This is a genomic window from Rhodobacter capsulatus, assembly GCF_005144475.1.
GTDB lineage: Bacteria > Pseudomonadota > Alphaproteobacteria > Rhodobacterales > Rhodobacteraceae > Rhodobacter > Rhodobacter capsulatus_C.
The window spans coordinates 15838-29804 of sequence record NZ_SWJZ01000050.1 but is presented as its reverse complement, the minus strand read 5'-3'; the positions used below and the strand labels follow the sequence as shown (position 1 = coordinate 29804).

Annotated in this window: 16 protein-coding genes; 3 read left to right on the top strand and 13 right to left on the bottom strand. The window is 65.6% G+C overall.

Features of this window, described 5'->3' with window-relative positions:
- Positions 1-65: 65 nt before the first annotated feature.
- The 5 genes from urtB to FBT96_RS12055 form a co-directional block, all read right to left on the bottom strand.
- The gene (gene urtB, locus FBT96_RS12075; protein WP_136906972.1) at positions 66-2042 is read right to left on the bottom strand and encodes an urea ABC transporter permease subunit UrtB; all 1977 of its coding nucleotides are present in this window, start codon (positions 2040-2042) and stop codon (positions 66-68) included.
- A gap of 60 nt (positions 2043-2102) precedes the next feature.
- On the bottom strand, positions 2103-3356 hold the full coding sequence (gene urtA, locus FBT96_RS12070) for an urea ABC transporter substrate-binding protein (RefSeq protein WP_249306473.1): 1254 nt from the start codon (positions 3354-3356) through the stop codon (positions 2103-2105).
- Positions 3357-3627: 271 nt separating this feature from the next.
- Positions 3628-4266, bottom strand: coding sequence for an urease accessory protein UreG (ureG, locus tag FBT96_RS12065; protein ID WP_136906968.1), 639 nt, complete (start codon positions 4264-4266; stop codon positions 3628-3630).
- Complete coding sequence (locus FBT96_RS12060; RefSeq protein ID WP_394347675.1) at positions 4263-4922, bottom strand: urease accessory protein UreF; 660 nt, start codon at positions 4920-4922, stop codon at positions 4263-4265. Before FBT96_RS12060 ends, ureG begins: the two co-directional genes overlap by 4 nt.
- A complete protein-coding gene (locus tag FBT96_RS12055) occupies positions 4891-5361 on the bottom strand; it encodes an urease accessory protein UreE (protein ID WP_136906966.1) in 471 nt (156 codons plus the stop codon). The genes FBT96_RS12060 and FBT96_RS12055 overlap by 32 nt, the downstream gene beginning before the upstream one ends.
- A gap of 80 nt (positions 5362-5441) precedes the next feature.
- Here FBT96_RS12055 and FBT96_RS12050 point away from each other — a divergent pair, with 80 nt between their 5' ends.
- Entirely contained in the window at positions 5442-5792 is a 351-nt protein-coding gene (locus FBT96_RS12050; protein WP_136906964.1) for a hypothetical protein, read from the top strand.
- Positions 5793-5796: 4 nt separating this feature from the next.
- Here the strand turns inward: FBT96_RS12050 and ureC are convergent, their stop codons facing one another.
- The 6 genes from ureC to FBT96_RS12020 form a co-directional block, all read right to left on the bottom strand.
- Positions 5797-7503 carry an urease subunit alpha gene (ureC, locus tag FBT96_RS12045; RefSeq protein ID WP_136906962.1) on the bottom strand — a complete coding sequence of 569 codons (1707 nt, stop codon included), beginning with the start codon at positions 7501-7503 and terminating at the stop codon, positions 5797-5799.
- On the bottom strand, positions 7503-7808 hold the full coding sequence (locus FBT96_RS12040; protein ID WP_136907137.1) for an urease subunit beta: 306 nt from the start codon (positions 7806-7808) through the stop codon (positions 7503-7505). The genes ureC and FBT96_RS12040 overlap by 1 nt, the downstream gene beginning before the upstream one ends.
- Positions 7809-7829: 21 nt before the next feature.
- Positions 7830-8132: an urease subunit gamma gene (locus FBT96_RS12035; protein ID WP_136906960.1), complete on the bottom strand. Its 303-nt coding sequence runs from the start codon at positions 8130-8132 to the stop codon at positions 7830-7832.
- 9 nt (positions 8133-8141) lie between these two features.
- Positions 8142-8954, bottom strand: a complete 813-nt coding sequence (locus FBT96_RS12030) for an urease accessory protein UreD (protein ID WP_136906958.1) — start codon at positions 8952-8954, stop codon at positions 8142-8144.
- A gap of 129 nt (positions 8955-9083) precedes the next feature.
- A complete protein-coding gene (locus FBT96_RS12025) occupies positions 9084-9542 on the bottom strand; it encodes an Lrp/AsnC family transcriptional regulator (RefSeq protein WP_136906956.1) in 459 nt (152 codons plus the stop codon).
- Positions 9539-9997: an Lrp/AsnC family transcriptional regulator gene (locus FBT96_RS12020; RefSeq protein ID WP_136906954.1), complete on the bottom strand. Its 459-nt coding sequence runs from the start codon at positions 9995-9997 to the stop codon at positions 9539-9541. Before FBT96_RS12020 ends, FBT96_RS12025 begins: the two co-directional genes overlap by 4 nt.
- A gap of 124 nt (positions 9998-10121) precedes the next feature.
- Here FBT96_RS12020 and ilvC point away from each other — a divergent pair, with 124 nt between their 5' ends.
- Together ilvC and FBT96_RS12010 are read left to right on the top strand one after the other, a co-directional pair.
- Positions 10122-11144 (top strand): ketol-acid reductoisomerase, encoded by a 1023-nt coding sequence (gene ilvC / locus FBT96_RS12015; protein ID WP_013066950.1) that lies wholly within the window; start codon positions 10122-10124, stop codon positions 11142-11144.
- Between the two features lie 75 nt (positions 11145-11219).
- The gene (locus FBT96_RS12010; RefSeq protein ID WP_136906952.1) at positions 11220-11588 is read left to right on the top strand and encodes a hypothetical protein; all 369 of its coding nucleotides are present in this window, start codon (positions 11220-11222) and stop codon (positions 11586-11588) included.
- Positions 11589-11591: 3 nt separating this feature from the next.
- Here the strand turns inward: FBT96_RS12010 and glmM are convergent, their stop codons facing one another.
- Both glmM and folP read right to left on the bottom strand, forming a co-directional pair.
- Entirely contained in the window at positions 11592-12938 is a 1347-nt protein-coding gene (glmM, locus tag FBT96_RS12005) for a phosphoglucosamine mutase (RefSeq protein WP_136906950.1), read from the bottom strand.
- The gene (gene folP, locus FBT96_RS12000) at positions 12935-13951 is read right to left on the bottom strand and encodes a dihydropteroate synthase (RefSeq protein WP_136906949.1); all 1017 of its coding nucleotides are present in this window, start codon (positions 13949-13951) and stop codon (positions 12935-12937) included. Before folP ends, glmM begins: the two co-directional genes overlap by 4 nt.
- Positions 13952-13967 lie beyond the last annotated feature (16 nt).

Sequence of the window (13967 nt, the reverse complement as noted above, 5' to 3'; positions counted from 1 at the left end):
CTTCGCGCCCCCGGACCCCCGCGGGATATTTCGGCCAAGGTGAAAGGGCGGCGGGGGGCATGGGGTCAATCTCCGGCGGCGCGGCCGCGCAAGGCGATGATGCCGCGCGGGCGGAACTGGATGAAGACGATGATGAAGAGGATCATCCAGGTCTGTGCGGCGAGCGTGTTGGCGGGGTTGAGCGCCTCGATCCCCTTTTGCAGCCCGCCGACGAGGGAGGCGCCCGCCAGCGTGCCCCAGATATTGCCGACGCCGCCGACGACCACGGTCATGAAGCTTTGCACGATGTAATCGGCGCCCAGTTCGGAGGTGACCTTCGCAAAAAGCCCGATGGCGACGCCCGCAATCCCCGCGATGCCCGAGCCAAGCCCGAAGGTCAGCATGTTGATGCGGTCGGGGTTGATCCCCATCGAGGCGGCCATCGCGGGGTTTTGCGTCACGGCGCGGACTTCAAGGCCAAGGCGGGTGCGTTTCATCACGATAAGGAAGAGGCCGAGGAACGTCAAGGCAAGCCCGAAGATCGCGATGCGGATATAGCTGATCGACACGATGTCGTTGAGCACGAAGGCGCCATCGAGCCATTCGGGCGCGGTCAGCGGCCGGGCCTGGGTGCCGAAGATGTTCTTGAACAGCTGCTGCAGCGCGATCGAGATCCCGAAGGTGGCGAGCAGGGTTTCGAGCGGGCGGCGGGCGAGGTGGCGGATCACCAGCCGCTCCATCGCCACACCGGCGGCGAAGGTGACGGCAAAGGCGAGCGGCAGTGCGACAACAATCGAGATCGTGTAGTCCGAGATGAATTGCTGCACCACATAGCCGGTATAGGCGCCCATGGTGATGAATTCGCCATGCGCCATGTTGATCACCCGCATTACCCCGAAGGTGATCGCAAGGCCGATGGCCGCAAGGAAATAGATCGAGGCGAGCGAGAGCGCATCCAGTGTCAGATCGGCGCCCTGCATCGCGCCGACCTTGAGCGAGACCGATTTCAGCGCGGCTTTCGCGGCATCGGTGACGTTGGCCTCGGGCTCGGCGTAAACGTCGGCAAAGCGATGCGCGGCGACGGCGGCGGTCACCTCGGCCGGGGTGGCGGCGGCGGGCACCTGGCCCGCGGCTTCCAGCGCCGCATAGGCGGTTTCGCGTTTGGCCGGGTCGGAGAGATCGGCCAGCGGCACGCCGCCGACGGCGCCGTTTTCAAGATGGGCCTCAAGCGTCGCGCGCAGATCGGCACGTGCCAGCCGCTTCGGCGCAAGCCCCTGATCCACCAGCAGATCATAGGCCTCGGTCTCGGTGAACCCGGGTTTTCCGGGGGTAAGGATCGCGGCGAGATTTCCGCTGGGCGCCGCGTCAAAGACCTGGCGCGAGGTGGTCAGGATCGGGTTCAGGCTCGCGCGGAAATCCAGCCCCAGATCGGCGCCGAAGCTCTTGATCGCGGCGACGCGGGCCGCGGGCGTGGCACCGAAACGGATCGTCAGCAGGCCCAGCAGCCGTTCCTTTTGCGCCTTGATCGCCGGGTCGGGCTCAGCGTCGAGCGAGGCCGCCAAGGGCGCCAGATGCTCGGCCGCGCCATCGCGGGCAAGTGCCGTCAGCGCGGCCAGACGCTGCGTCGGATCGGGGTCCGACAGTTGAAACTGGATCAGCGCCGAGGCGATCAGGCCGCGGACCCCGGCATTCGGCTTGATCTCGGCAATTTCGGCTTTCGCGGCCGTGCCCCGGTCGGCCCCCGTCGCGGGATCGGCCAGCGCATAACCGCCCGCCGCTTTCGTCACCCGAAAGATCGCGCCATCCGCCTTGCGCGCGCCCAGTTTCTTCTCGGCCCAGGCCTGCAGGAACGCGGGCGCGCCCGCGCCCGCCTGCCCCAGCGCGGCAATCACCGGACCGATGCTCTGGCGCGAGGGTTTGGCGATGGCGGCGGCGTTTTGCGCGATGACGGCGGCAAGGCCGGTCTGCACGCTGGCGACGGCAACGGGTGGTGCGGCGTCTTGGGCGGCGGCGGGCAGGGCAAGCGCAAGGCTGATTGCCAGCACCAGAAAAAGGCTGCGCATGGGAAAATCCGGGCTGCGGGAGGGGGCGTCTCGCCCCCTCGGTTTTCGTTTGAAATCAGCTCAGTAGTTCGATTTCAGCTGCACGCAGGTCTTCGTTTCGGTGTTGTACATGCCGCAGTTCAGATCCTTCCAATCCGAGGTCAGCACGGCGGATTCGGGCAGGAAATCGGTCCAGGCATCGCCCGGCACCGGCTCGGTCTGGCTGATGATGTCGAACTGGCCGTCTTCCTTGATCTCGCCGATCAGCACCGGTTTCGTCAGATGGTGGTTGGGCAGCATTTCCGACATCGTCCCGGTCAGGTTCGGGAATTTCTGCCCGATCATCGCGGCACTGACCTTGTCCACCTCGGTCGTGCCCGCGGCCGTCACCGCATTCACCCACATGTTGAAGCCGATATAGGTGGCCTCCATCGGGTCGTTGGTGGTGCGCTTGTCATTGCCGATGAAGCTGTGCCAGGCCTCGATGAAGGCCTTGTTTTCGGCCGTGTCGGCGCTTTGGAAATAGTTCCAGGCGGCCAGTTGCCCGACGAGGTTCTTCAGATCCCCGGCGCCGAGGCCCGAAAGCTCTTCCTCGCCGACCGAGAAGGCGACAACCGGGATGTCATCGGCGGTGATGCCCGAGGCCGCCAGTTCCTTGTAAAAGCCGATATTCGCATCGCCGTTGATCGTCGAGATCACGCCGACCTTCTTGCCGTCCGCCCCCAGCGCCTTGACGTCGGCGACGATCTTCGACCAGTCCGACTGCCCGAACGGCGTGTAGTTGACGAAAATATCCTCGGCCGGGATGCCCTTCGACTTCAGGTAAGCTTCCAGAATGTTGTTCGTGGTGCGCGGATAGACGTAATCGGTGCCCAGAAGCGCGAATTTCTGCACGCCCAACTCGTTGAGGAAGTAATCCGTCGCCGGGATCGCCTGCTGGTTCGGCGCCGCGCCGGTGTAAAAGACGTTCTTCGAGCTTTCCTCGCCCTCGTATTGCACCGGGTAGAACAGCAGCCCGTTCAGCTCCTCGATCACCGGCAGCACCGATTTGCGCGAAACCGAGGTCCAGCAGCCGAACATCACGTCAACCTTGTCGACGGTCAGCAACTCGCGCGCCTTTTCGGCAAAGAGCGGCCAGTCCGAGGCCGGATCGACCACCACGGCCTCAAGCTGCTTGCCCAGCACCCCGCCCTTCTTGTTCTGCGCGTCGATCAGCATCAGGACCGTGTCCTTCAGCGTCGTTTCCGAAATCGCCATCGTGCCCGAGAGCGAATGCAGCACCCCCACCTTGATCGTCTCGCCCGCGGCAAAGGCGATGCGCCCCGTCATCGACATGGCACCGGCCGCCGCAGCGGTCATCAGCAGATTGCGCCGAGTAATCATGTGTTCCCCTGTTCCTTGATCGCGCGGCCCGGGAGGTGGGCGCGGGTTGCTTCGTGGCGGGCGCGGCCCGCGGGATCAGCAAAACCGGGGCGCCGCGATGCGGCAAGAAGGGCGCAAGCAGGAAAGGGGCCAAGACGCAGAATTGTGCATCACACAGGCAAACGCCCGGTCTCTGCGCAAGAACCGGGCGTTATTGAATCAAATCTGGCGCGACTCTTGCGCGTCAGGCCGGAAGGGCCGCTTGTTCAAGACCGCCCTCCCGGATCAGAAACGCGACGATCTCGTCGATGCCGACGCCATGGCGCAGCCGCGCCATCACATAGGGCCGGGTGCCACGGGCGCGTTGCGTGTCCGCTTCCAGCAGCACCGGATCCACCCCCACATGCGGCGCAAGGTCGGTCTTGTTCACCACCAGAAGGTCGGATCGCGTCACCCCCGGGCCGCGCTTGCGCGGAATGTCCTGCCCGGCGGCCGTGTCGATGACGTAAATCGTCAGATCCGCCAGTTCCGGGCTGAAGGTGGCGGCCAGATTGTCGCCCCCCGACTCGATCAGGATCAGATCGAGGTCGGGATGGGCCCGCGTCAGATCGGCGATGGCGGCAAGGTTGATAGAGGCATCCTCGCGGATGGCGGTATGCGGGCAGCCGCCGGTCTCGACGCCGCGGATCCGGTCGGCGGGCAGCACCTGCGCGCGCATCAGCGCCTCGGCATCCTCGCGGGTGTAGATGTCATTCGTCACCACCGCCATCGAGAGCCGGGGGGCAAGGGCGCGGCAGAGTTGCTCGGTCAGCGTCGTCTTGCCCGCGCCGACCGGGCCGCCGATGCCGACCCGCAAAGGTCCGTGAGAACTGGGGCTGGTCATGTCTTGAAAATCCTCACCTCAAGCGTTTCATGCGCGGCCGAGGCGATCTCGGCGCGAAAGGCGGATTGCGCCAGATCGGCGGTGGTGGCGGTGGCGGCGCGGGCGGAAAGCTCGACGATCTTCGGATGCAGCGCCGCCAGCACCCGCTGCCCCGCCGCCTGTCCGAGCGGGATGAAACGCACCCCGGCCGAGACAAGGCTTGACGCAAAGGCATGTTGGAAAAGGGCAATCACCTGCTCAGGCGCAAGCCTTAAATCCTTGGCCGTTTTCGCCAAGGCCAAGGGCAAAGGCATCGCATTCGTGCAAGTTCCAGTCATTTCCGCCCGGGCCCGCGCAAAGGCGGCGCCCTGCTCCTCGGTCTCTTTCAAGCGCTCGGCCGTGCCCGCCAGCGCCCGCGCCAGATCGGCAAGTGCGCCCAGATCCTCGCCCCGCAAACCGCAAGCCAGAAGCACCGCATCGTTCCACCCCGCGCCATGGTCCAGAATGTCGGAAAGCCACGCGCGCAGGTCCGCCTCGCTCCGCACCTCCCCCGCCACCACCGCCTGTTCCAGCCCGTGGGAATAGGCATAGGCCCCGGTCGGAAAGGCGGGCGACAGCCATTGCACAAGGCGGAGCAGATCCAGTTCAGGCGTGGACATGATAAGGGCCGTGGTCATGCCCCATCGTGCGGCCGCTGCCATAGGCACCGCTTTCAGGGCGGAACGGGGCCATCTGCCGCTCGACCCGCGCGCCAAGGCCGCGCAACATCGCCTCCAGCACGTGATCCTCGCGGATCAAGAGCCGGTCGGGCTCGATCTGGCAGGGCGTGTGGCGGTTGCCGATATGCCAGGCGAGCCGGGTCAGATCGCCCGTCACCACCAGCACCGGTTCCAGCCCGCAGCGCACCTCGATCAGCCGCCCGTCGTCGAGCGCAAAAGCCTCGCCGCCGCGCAGGTTCGTCACCTCTGGCAGATCGACCAGAAATTCCGCGCCCGAGGCCGCGACCAGACGCTTGCGGCGCAGAAACCGCGCCTCGTAATCCAGCGCGATGTGATCGGCGGCGCCGCTCCAGCCGCCCGCAGGCAGAACCTGGCTGGCCCGGTGCATCAGCGACATGATTTTCCTCCGCTATTTAGAGCTTTCTTAAACATGACTTGGCAGCATGGCGAGGACGAAACCCGGAACGGGAGTAACGGATGCAGCTCAAACCCCCTGCCGATGAAGTGGCCGAAATCCGTGCCGAAATCGCCCGGCTGCGCGCCCGCGAGGGCGCGCTGCGCGAGATCTTGTTGCGCGATGCGGAGATGCCGAAGATCGGCCGGTTTCACACCGTCGATCTGGTGACAAGCCGCCAGCGTATCTTCGATCCGCGGCTTCTGCCCGAAGCGATCCGGCTTGATCCGGCCTATACGCGCGAAAAGGTGACCCGCGTGTTGCGCGCCACGCGCAAGGGTCCCGTCCAACCGGCCGAAAGCGCCGATCGGCTGGCGCTCCCCCCGCGCAACGCCCCGCAGGCAAGGCTTTTTGCCGGTCAGCAACCGCATTGACGCATCAATACAGGAAGTAGCGCTGCGCCAGCGGCAGGGTTTCCGCCGGTTCGCAGGTCAGGATCTCGCCATCGGCCCGCACCTCATAGGTTTCCGGGTCCACCTCGATCTGCGGCGTCGCGGTGTTCAGCTGCATCGAGGCCTTGCCGATCGTCCGCGTGCCCTTGACCGCCAGAACCTGCTTCGACAGGCCCAGTTTCCCGGCCACGCCTTCGGCCTCGGCGGCCGCCGAGACGAAGGTGACGGCGCTGTTCGACACCGCCTTGCCGAAGGCGCCGAACATCGGCCGGGTATAGAAGGGCTGCGCCGGGATCGAGCCGTTCGGATCGCCCATCTGCGCCGCGACGATCATCCCGCCCATCAGCACCATCTCGGGCTTGGCGCCAAAAAACGCCGGATGCCAGAGCACCAGATCGGCGCGTTTGCCGACCTCGACCGAGCCGACATGCGCGGACAGCCCATGCGTGATCGCCGGGTTGATCGTGTATTTCGCGATGTAGCGGCGCACCCGGAAATTGTCGTTCGCGCCCGTCTCCTCGGCCAGCCGCCCGCGCTGTTTGCGCATCTTGTCAGCGGTTTGCCAGCACCGGATGATGACTTCGCCCACCCGCCCCATCGCCTGACTGTCGGACGAAATCACCGCCATCGCGCCGATGTCGTGCAAGATGTCCTCGGCCGCGATCGTCTCCTTGCGGATCCGGCTTTCGGCAAAGGCCACGTCCTCGGGCACCTTGTTGTCAAGGTGGTGGCAGACCATCAGCATGTCGAGATGTTCCTCGACCGTGTTCTTCGTATAGGGCCGCGTCGGGTTCGTCGAAGACGGGATAACGTTCTGGGAAGAAACGACTTTCAGGATGTCGGGCGCATGCCCGCCCCCCGCCCCCTCGGTGTGGAAGGCATGGATCGTGCGCCCCTTGAAGGCCGCCAGCGTGTTTTCGACAAAGCCCGATTCATTCAGCGTGTCGGTGTGGATCATCACCTGCACGTCCATGTCGTCCGCCACCGTCAGACAGCAGTCGATCGCGGCCGGGGTCGTGCCCCAATCCTCGTGCAATTTCAACGCGCAAGCGCCCGCCTTGACCTGCTCGACCAGGCCTTCGGGCAGGCTTGCGTTGCCCTTGCCCGCAAGGGCGAGGTTCATCGGGAAGGCCTCGAAGCTTTGCAGCATGCGCGAAATGTGCCAGGGCCCCGGGGTGCAGGTGGTGGCGAGCGTGCCATGCGCCGGGCCGGTGCCGCCCCCCAGCATCGTGGTGATGCCGGAGGCGAGGGCATCCTCGATCTGCTGCGGGCAGATGAAATGGATATGCGTGTCGATCCCACCCGCGGTCAGGATTTTTCCTTCGCCCGCAATGATTTCCGTGCCGGGCCCGATGATCAGCGTCACCCCCGGCTGGGTGTCGGGGTTGCCCGCCTTGCCGATCCCCGCAATGCGCCCGTCGCGCAGACCGACATCCGCCTTGAAGATGCCGGTGTGATCGACGATCAGCGCATTGGTGATGACGGTGTCCATCGCCCCGCCCGACCGCGGGATTTGCGATTGCCCCATGCCGTCGCGGATCACCTTGCCGCCGCCGAATTTCACCTCTTCTCCGTAGGTTGTAAGGTCTTGTTCAACCTCGATGATCAGATCGGTATCGGCCAGACGCAGCTTGTCGCCGGTCGTCGGGCCGAACATGTCGGCATAGGTGGCGCGGGAAATGAGACGCGGCATCAGAGGTCTCCCATCACTTTGGCATTGAAGCCGAAGACGCGGCGGGCACCCGCAAACGGCACAAGCTGCACTTCGCGGCTCTGGCCGGGTTCGAAACGGACGGCGGTTCCGGCTGCGATATCAAGGCGATAGCCACGGGCAGCGGCGCGATCAAAGGCAAGCCCCGGGTTCGTTTCGGCAAAATGGTAATGCGAGCCCACCTGCACCGGCCGATCACCGGTATTGGCGACCATCAGCGTGATCGCGACGGCACCGGCATTCAGCTCGATGTCCCCATCAGCAGGGAAGATTTCACCAGGAATCATCTTGGGAATCATGGGCTTACCTCAGCGGATCGGGTGGTGGACGGTGACAAGCTTGGTGCCGTCGGGGAAGGTCGCCTCGACCTGGATCGAATGGATCATCTCGGCGATCCCCTCCATGCACTGCGCGCGGGTGATGACCTCGGCGCCCGCCTCCATCAGATCGGCGACCGTGCGCCCCTCGCGCGCCCCTTCGACGACGAAATCGGAAATGATCGCAATGGCTTCCGGGTGGTTCAGCTTCACCCCCCGCGCCAGCCGGTTGCGCGCCACCATGGCGGCCAGGCTGACGAGCAGCTTTTCCTTTTCACGCGGGCTCAGGTTCATCTTGTCCCCTCAGGTTTGCCAGACGCGCGGCGGGGGCGCGCCCCGCCGCAATGCGCCCATCAGTTGCAGGATCTGTTTGCGCAAGGGCCAGCCGTCCTCGGCCAGCAGGCGCACCACGCATTTGCCGTCAAAGCCCGAGGCCGCAGCCTGAACGCCGGGCACGGTCAGCGCGGCGCGGGCCGGGCCGACCGCATCTTCGGCGCCCTGCGCGCACAGAACCAGCGTTGCAAAAGCGCGCGCAGGCCCGAGCAGCGCGACCCGCGGCCCCTTGGCGATAATGTTCGAATTGTGCAGGAATGGCTCCAGAAAGATTGATTTTCCCGCCTTGTTGATCCTGCGAATGTCGCAAAAGTGCAGGTCTTGCACGGTCTCGCCCATGGCGGCACGGCCCAGGACCACCGCCTCGAGCAGAAGGCATCCGGCATCTTCGGCCAGATCCACCGTGGTCTCGCGGCTCAGGCGCGCGTGGTCGAACAGGATGGTTTCCTGCGGCAGCCAGTCAAGCCAACCGCCCTGCCCCACCCGATGCGCCACCGTCACCCGGGCGGCGTCGCCTTCGGCGCGATAAGCACGTTCGGCCGCCTGCGTCGTCGCCACGACCTTGGCGCCTCCGTCCAGATCAAGCCCATACTGCAGCGTATCGCCCGCCGTCAGCCCGCCCGAGGTGTTCAGAAACACCACCTCCGGCACGCCGCGGACATGCGGCAGCAGCGCCTTGGCCGAGCCGCGCTGCGCAAGCCCTGTCAGACGCGCGCCTTCGAAGGCCACGGCCGCATGGCCATGGCTGCGCTGAAAGCGGGGCGTGGTCGCAGAATCGAACATGATCGCAGCAAACGCCCGGCGCGGCCGCGCGTCCATGTCGGGGCAGGCACGCGGGCGCAGCAAGATCGCGGCCAGCGCGGAGACGCACAAATCCGCGCCACCTTGCCCGCAAATTCATCATCGCGATAATCAGCCCAGCGGCCCCGGACGGCGTTCCTCGGACAGCATCACATTCGCCTCGATCTGCCCGACCCCGGGCAGGGTCATGATCCGGCGGCGCAGCACACGTTCGAAATCGGCGATGTCGCGGGCCCCGACCCGCAGCCGGTAGTCGAAGCGGCCAAGAACGTGCTGCACCACCTGCACCTCGGGGATCGCCTGCACGGCGCGCTCGAAATCCTCGAACGAAATCCGGCCCTTGGTGGCCAGCTTGATGCCCAGAAACACGGTGACGCCAAAGCCGAGCGCCTGCCGGTCGAGCACCAGCCGCCGCCCGGCAATCACCCCGGCCTCCTCGAGCCGCTTCACCCGCCGCCAGGCCGCAGGCTGCGACAGCCCGAAGCGGCGGCCAAGCTCGCCCGCGCCCAGCGTCGCGTCCTGCGCCAAAGCCCGCAAAATCGCCCGGTCGAGATCATCCAGCGCGATCACAGCGGCAGCTCCGCCGTGTCCTTCAGCGTCGAAATCAGCATCAAGGCATCGGTGTCGGCAATATGCGGCAGCGCCAGGATGCGTTCGCGGTAGATCTCCTGATAATGCGCCATGTCGCGGGCGATGACGTTCAGCCGCACATCGACCTGCCCCAAAAAGGTCTGGATTTCCGTGACTTCCGGCACTTTCCGTGCGGCGTCGAGGAATTCGTCGAAGAACCCCGGCTGCGTCTTGTCCAGCGTGAAGCGCACCGAGACCTCGATCTCCCAACCCAGTTTGCGCCAATCGATCACCGCTTCCTCGGCGCGGATGATGCCCGCCTCGCGCATGCGTTCGATCCGCCGCCAGAGACTTGCGGCCGTCACCCCGGCCCGCTCGGCCAATGCAGCGCGCGCCAGCCCGGGGTCGGCCTGCATCTGCCGCAGGATGCGTCGGTCGATATCATCCACCTGCATGATTTTTTCCGTTTTCCACCCTGTGACGCATGATCTTTATTCATCTGATGCATATTCCATGAAGTTTGAATGCGCAATCGCCGCAAATCCCCTATCCTGCCTCCATCACAACTGGAGGAACGCCATGCGCGTGTTTTATGATCGCGATTGCGATGTGAACCTGATCAAGGACAAGAAAGTCGCCATTCTGGGCTACGGCTCGCAAGGCCACGCCCATGCGCTGAACCTGCGCGATTCGGGGGCGAAAAACGTCGTCGTCGCGCTGCGCGAGGGCTCGCCCTCGGCGAAGAAAGCTGAAGGCGAAGGGCTGAAGGTGATGGGGATCGCCGAAGCCGCCGCCTGGTGCGACGTGATCATGTTCACCATGCCCGACGAGCTGCAGGCCGAGACCTACAAGAAATACGTGCATGACAACCTGCGCGAGGGTGCTGCGATCGCCTTTGCCCACGGCCTGAACGTGCATTTCGGCCTGATCGAGCCGAAGCCGGGCATCGACGTGATCATGATGGCGCCGAAAGGCCCGGGCCACACCGTGCGCGGCGAATACACCAAGGGCGGCGGCGTGCCCTGCCTGTTCGCCGTCCACAATGACGCGACCGGCAAGGCGCAGGACATCGCGCTGTCCTATTGCTCGGCCATCGGCGGCGGCCGCTCGGGCATCATCGAGACCAACTTCCGTCAGGAATGCGAAACCGACCTGTTCGGCGAACAAGCGGTTCTGTGTGGTGGTCTGGTCGAGCTGATCCGCATGGGCTTCGAGACCCTGGTCGAAGCCGGTTACGAGCCGGAAATGGCCTATTTCGAATGCCTGCACGAAGTGAAGCTGATCGTGGACCTGATCTACGAAGGCGGCATCGCGAACATGAACTACTCGATCTCGAACACCGCCGAATATGGCGAATACGTTTCGGGCCCGCGCATCCTGCCCTATGACGAGACGAAAGCCCGGATGAAAGCCGTGCTGACCGACATCCAGACCGGCAAATTCGTGCGGGATTTCATGCAGGAAAACGCCGTCGGCCAGCCGTTCTTCAAGGCCACCCGTCGCATCAACGACGAGCATCAGATCGAGCAAGTCGGCGCGAAGCTGCGCGCGATGATGCCCTGGATCGCCAAGGGCAAGATGGTCGATCGCTCGCGCAACTGACCCGCGCGACAGAGTTCGGGGGGCGCCTTGCGGGGCGCCCCTTTTTCGGTCAGGGTCGGGACAAAGGAGAGCCCGATGAGCGAATTGAACGAAAAGCAGCTTGCGGCGCTGGCGCGCGAGCGCGCCAAGATCTTCACACCCGGCTGGTTTGCCGATCTTGTCAGTGCAAGGCTTGGATTTGGCGACACATTCTGGCTTGGCCTGTTTGGCGTGATGCTGTTTGTCGTGCCCGCCGTGGTGCTGATCGGGGGCTTGCTTTACGCGCAGGCGCCCGGGGCCCTGCGGCCGTTCTTCCGCCTTGTCGCCGGGCTTTACGGGCTTTGGACGCTGGGCGTGTTGCAGGCGCTTTTGCGGATCGGCCCCCGCGGCGGCTATCCGATCGCGGGGCTGCTGCTGACGGCCGGACTGGCGCTTTCCGGGCTCGGCACGGCCGTCATGCTGTGATCCTCAGGCGGTGGCCTGTTCCACCGCCGCCACGATCCCCTCGACCGTTTCGGCCAGAAGCCCGGCATCCTCGCATTCGGCCATCACCCGGATCAGCGGCTCGGTTCCCGATTTCCGGATCAGGATACGGCCCTGACCGGCGATCCGGCCTTCGGCATCCGCGATCACTTTTCGAACATTCTCGTTCTCAAGCGGCGCCTGATCGGCCTTGAACTTTACGTTTTTCAACATCTGCGGCACGGTCTCGAATTGCCGCGTCAGCTCCGAGGCGGGCTTTCCGGTCTCGGCCATCGCGGCCAGAAACTGCAGCCCGGCCATCAGACCATCGCCGGTGGTGGCGTAATCGGTCATCACGATATGTCCCGATTGCTCGCCGCCCAGGTTGAAGCCCCCCGCGCGCATCCGCTCGACGACGTAGCGATCGCCCACCGCCGTGCGCTCCAGCTGCAGCCCCCGCCCGGTCAGGAAACGTTCCAGACCCAGGTTCGACATCACCGTGGCCACCAGCGCGCCGCCGCGCAAAAGCCCGGCCTCGGCCCAACGCGCGGCAAACAGCGCCATGATCTGATCGCCATCGGCCACCATGCCGTTTTCGTCGAGGATCATCACCCGGTCGGCGTCGCCATCCAGCGAAATCCCCAGATCCGCGCCATGCGCCACCACCGCCTCGGCCGCGGTGCGGGTATGGGTCGAGCCGCATTTCTCGTTGATGTTCAGACCGTTGGGCTTGGTGCCGACCTCGATCACCTCGCAGCCCAGCTCCCACAGCACCTGCGGCGCGGCCTTGTAGGCGGCGCCATTCGCGCAATCGATCACCACCTTCAGCCCGGCCAGCCGATCGCGCGCCGGAAAGGTGGTCTTGGCATATTCGACATAGCGGCCAAGCCCGTCGTCGATCCGCTTCGCCCGGCCAATGTTCATCGGCTGCGCCAGACGGATTTCCCCCGCGACAAGCGCCTCGATTTCCAGTTCGGCCTCGTCGGACAGCTTGAAGCCATCGGGACCGAAGAACTTGATTCCATTGTCCTTTGCCGGGTTGTGGCTGGCCGAGATCATGATCCCCAGATCCGCCCGCATCGAGCGGGTCAGATAGCCCACCGCCGGCGTCGGCACCGGACCCAGCAGCAGCACGTTCATCCCCGTCGAGGTCAGCCCCGCGGTCAGCGCGTTTTCCAGCATGTAGCCCGAGAGCCGGGTGTCCTTGCCGATCACCACCCGATGCCCGTTGCGACCGTCGCGGCGGAAATACCGCCCCGCCGCGGCGCCAAGTTTCAGCGCCATCTCGGCCGTCATCGGCCAGCAGTTGGCTTCGCCGCGCACCCCGTCGGTGCCGAAAAGTTTCCGCGTCATGGCGTATAACCCCTTGTGATGGCATCAAAAAGCCGGATGCCCTGGGCGATCTCGGCGACATCGTGAACCCGGTGCATCTGCACCCCCTGCGTCAGCCCCGCCAGCGTCACCGCCAGCGTGCCCGGCGCGCGGGCATCGGCCTGATCGACCCCGGCGATGGTGCCGATGAAGCGCTTGCGCGAGACGCCCAAAAGGATCGGGCAGCCCAGACCATGAAACAGCGACAGCCCGCGCAGCAGCGTCAGATTATGCGCGACGGTCTTGCCAAAGCCGATGCCCGGATCCAGCAGCACTCGGGCACGGGCGATCCCCGCCGCCTCGGCGGCCAGCAACCGCGCCTCCAGATGGTCGTAAACATCCAGCAAAACATCGTCATAGCGTGGCTCGGCCTGCATCGTCGTGGGCGTGCCCTGCGCGTGCATCAGGCACAAAGCCGCGTCCGAGCCCGCGACCGTCGCCGCCATCGCCGGATCGAACAGCATCGCCGAGACGTCATTCACCAGCCCCGCCCCCGCCGCCACCGCGGCCGCAGCCACCGGGGCCTTGCGGGTATCGATGGAAACGGGCAGCGCGAAGCCTTGCGCCCGCAGCGCGGCAATCACCGGGGCGGTGCGGGAAATCTCTGCCGCAACAGCCACTTCCGCGGCGCCGGGGCGGGTCGACTCGCCGCCGATATCCAGAATGTCGGCCCCCGCGGCCGCCAAAGCCTGCGCCTGGGCGAGCGCCGCCTCGGGCGCGTCGAACCGGCCGCCGTCGGAGAAACTGTCGGGCGTCACGTTCAGGATGCCCATGACCGAGGGGCGCTCAAAACCCACCCCGGCCAAGGCCGGGCGCGGCGCGGTCAGGCGCTCCAGCAGCGCGGGCGGGATGTCAGAGGCCGCAACCAGCCCCTGCGAGCCGGTCCGCGTCAGCGCCTCGGCATGGGTGAACCAGCACCAGCCCCCCGCCAGCGGCTGCGCCGCTTCGGGCCGGACGGCATCGGTCTGGGCAATCGGGCGATAATAGATCTTCATGCGTCTCTCTTCGCGA

Excerpts from the sequence above, each read along its gene's own strand:
- FBT96_RS12010 (WP_136906952.1), top strand. The coding sequence starts at position 11,220 with ATGAGCGAATTGAACGAAAAGCAGCTTGCGGCGCTGGCGCGCGAGCGC.
- FBT96_RS12035 (WP_136906960.1), bottom strand. The coding sequence starts at position 8,132 with ATGAACCTGAGCCCGCGTGAAAAGGAAAAGCTGCTCGTCAGCCTGGCC.
- FBT96_RS12040 (WP_136907137.1), bottom strand. The coding sequence starts at position 7,808 with ATGATTCCTGGTGAAATCTTCCCTGCTGATGGGGACATCGAGCTGAAT.
- ureC (WP_136906962.1), bottom strand. The coding sequence starts at position 7,503 with ATGCCGCGTCTCATTTCCCGCGCCACCTATGCCGACATGTTCGGCCCG.
- ureG (WP_136906968.1), bottom strand. The coding sequence starts at position 4,266 with ATGACCAGCCCCAGTTCTCACGGACCTTTGCGGGTCGGCATCGGCGGC.
- urtB (WP_136906972.1), bottom strand. The coding sequence starts at position 2,042 with ATGCGCAGCCTTTTTCTGGTGCTGGCAATCAGCCTTGCGCTTGCCCTG.
- folP (WP_136906949.1), bottom strand. The coding sequence starts at position 13,951 with ATGAAGATCTATTATCGCCCGATTGCCCAGACCGATGCCGTCCGGCCC.
- FBT96_RS12020 (WP_136906954.1), bottom strand. The coding sequence starts at position 9,997 with ATGCAGGTGGATGATATCGACCGACGCATCCTGCGGCAGATGCAGGCC.
- FBT96_RS12055 (WP_136906966.1), bottom strand. The coding sequence starts at position 5,361 with ATGTCGCTGATGCACCGGGCCAGCCAGGTTCTGCCTGCGGGCGGCTGG.
- FBT96_RS12030 (WP_136906958.1), bottom strand. The coding sequence starts at position 8,954 with ATGTTCGATTCTGCGACCACGCCCCGCTTTCAGCGCAGCCATGGCCAT.
- ilvC (WP_013066950.1), top strand. The coding sequence starts at position 10,122 with ATGCGCGTGTTTTATGATCGCGATTGCGATGTGAACCTGATCAAGGAC.
- glmM (WP_136906950.1), bottom strand. The coding sequence starts at position 12,938 with ATGACGCGGAAACTTTTCGGCACCGACGGGGTGCGCGGCGAAGCCAAC.
- FBT96_RS12050 (WP_136906964.1), top strand. The coding sequence starts at position 5,442 with ATGCAGCTCAAACCCCCTGCCGATGAAGTGGCCGAAATCCGTGCCGAA.
- urtA (WP_249306473.1), bottom strand. The coding sequence starts at position 3,356 with ATGTCGATGACGGGGCGCATCGCCTTTGCCGCGGGCGAGACGATCAAG.
- FBT96_RS12060 (WP_394347675.1), bottom strand. The coding sequence starts at position 4,922 with ATGACCACGGCCCTTATCATGTCCACGCCTGAACTGGATCTGCTCCGC.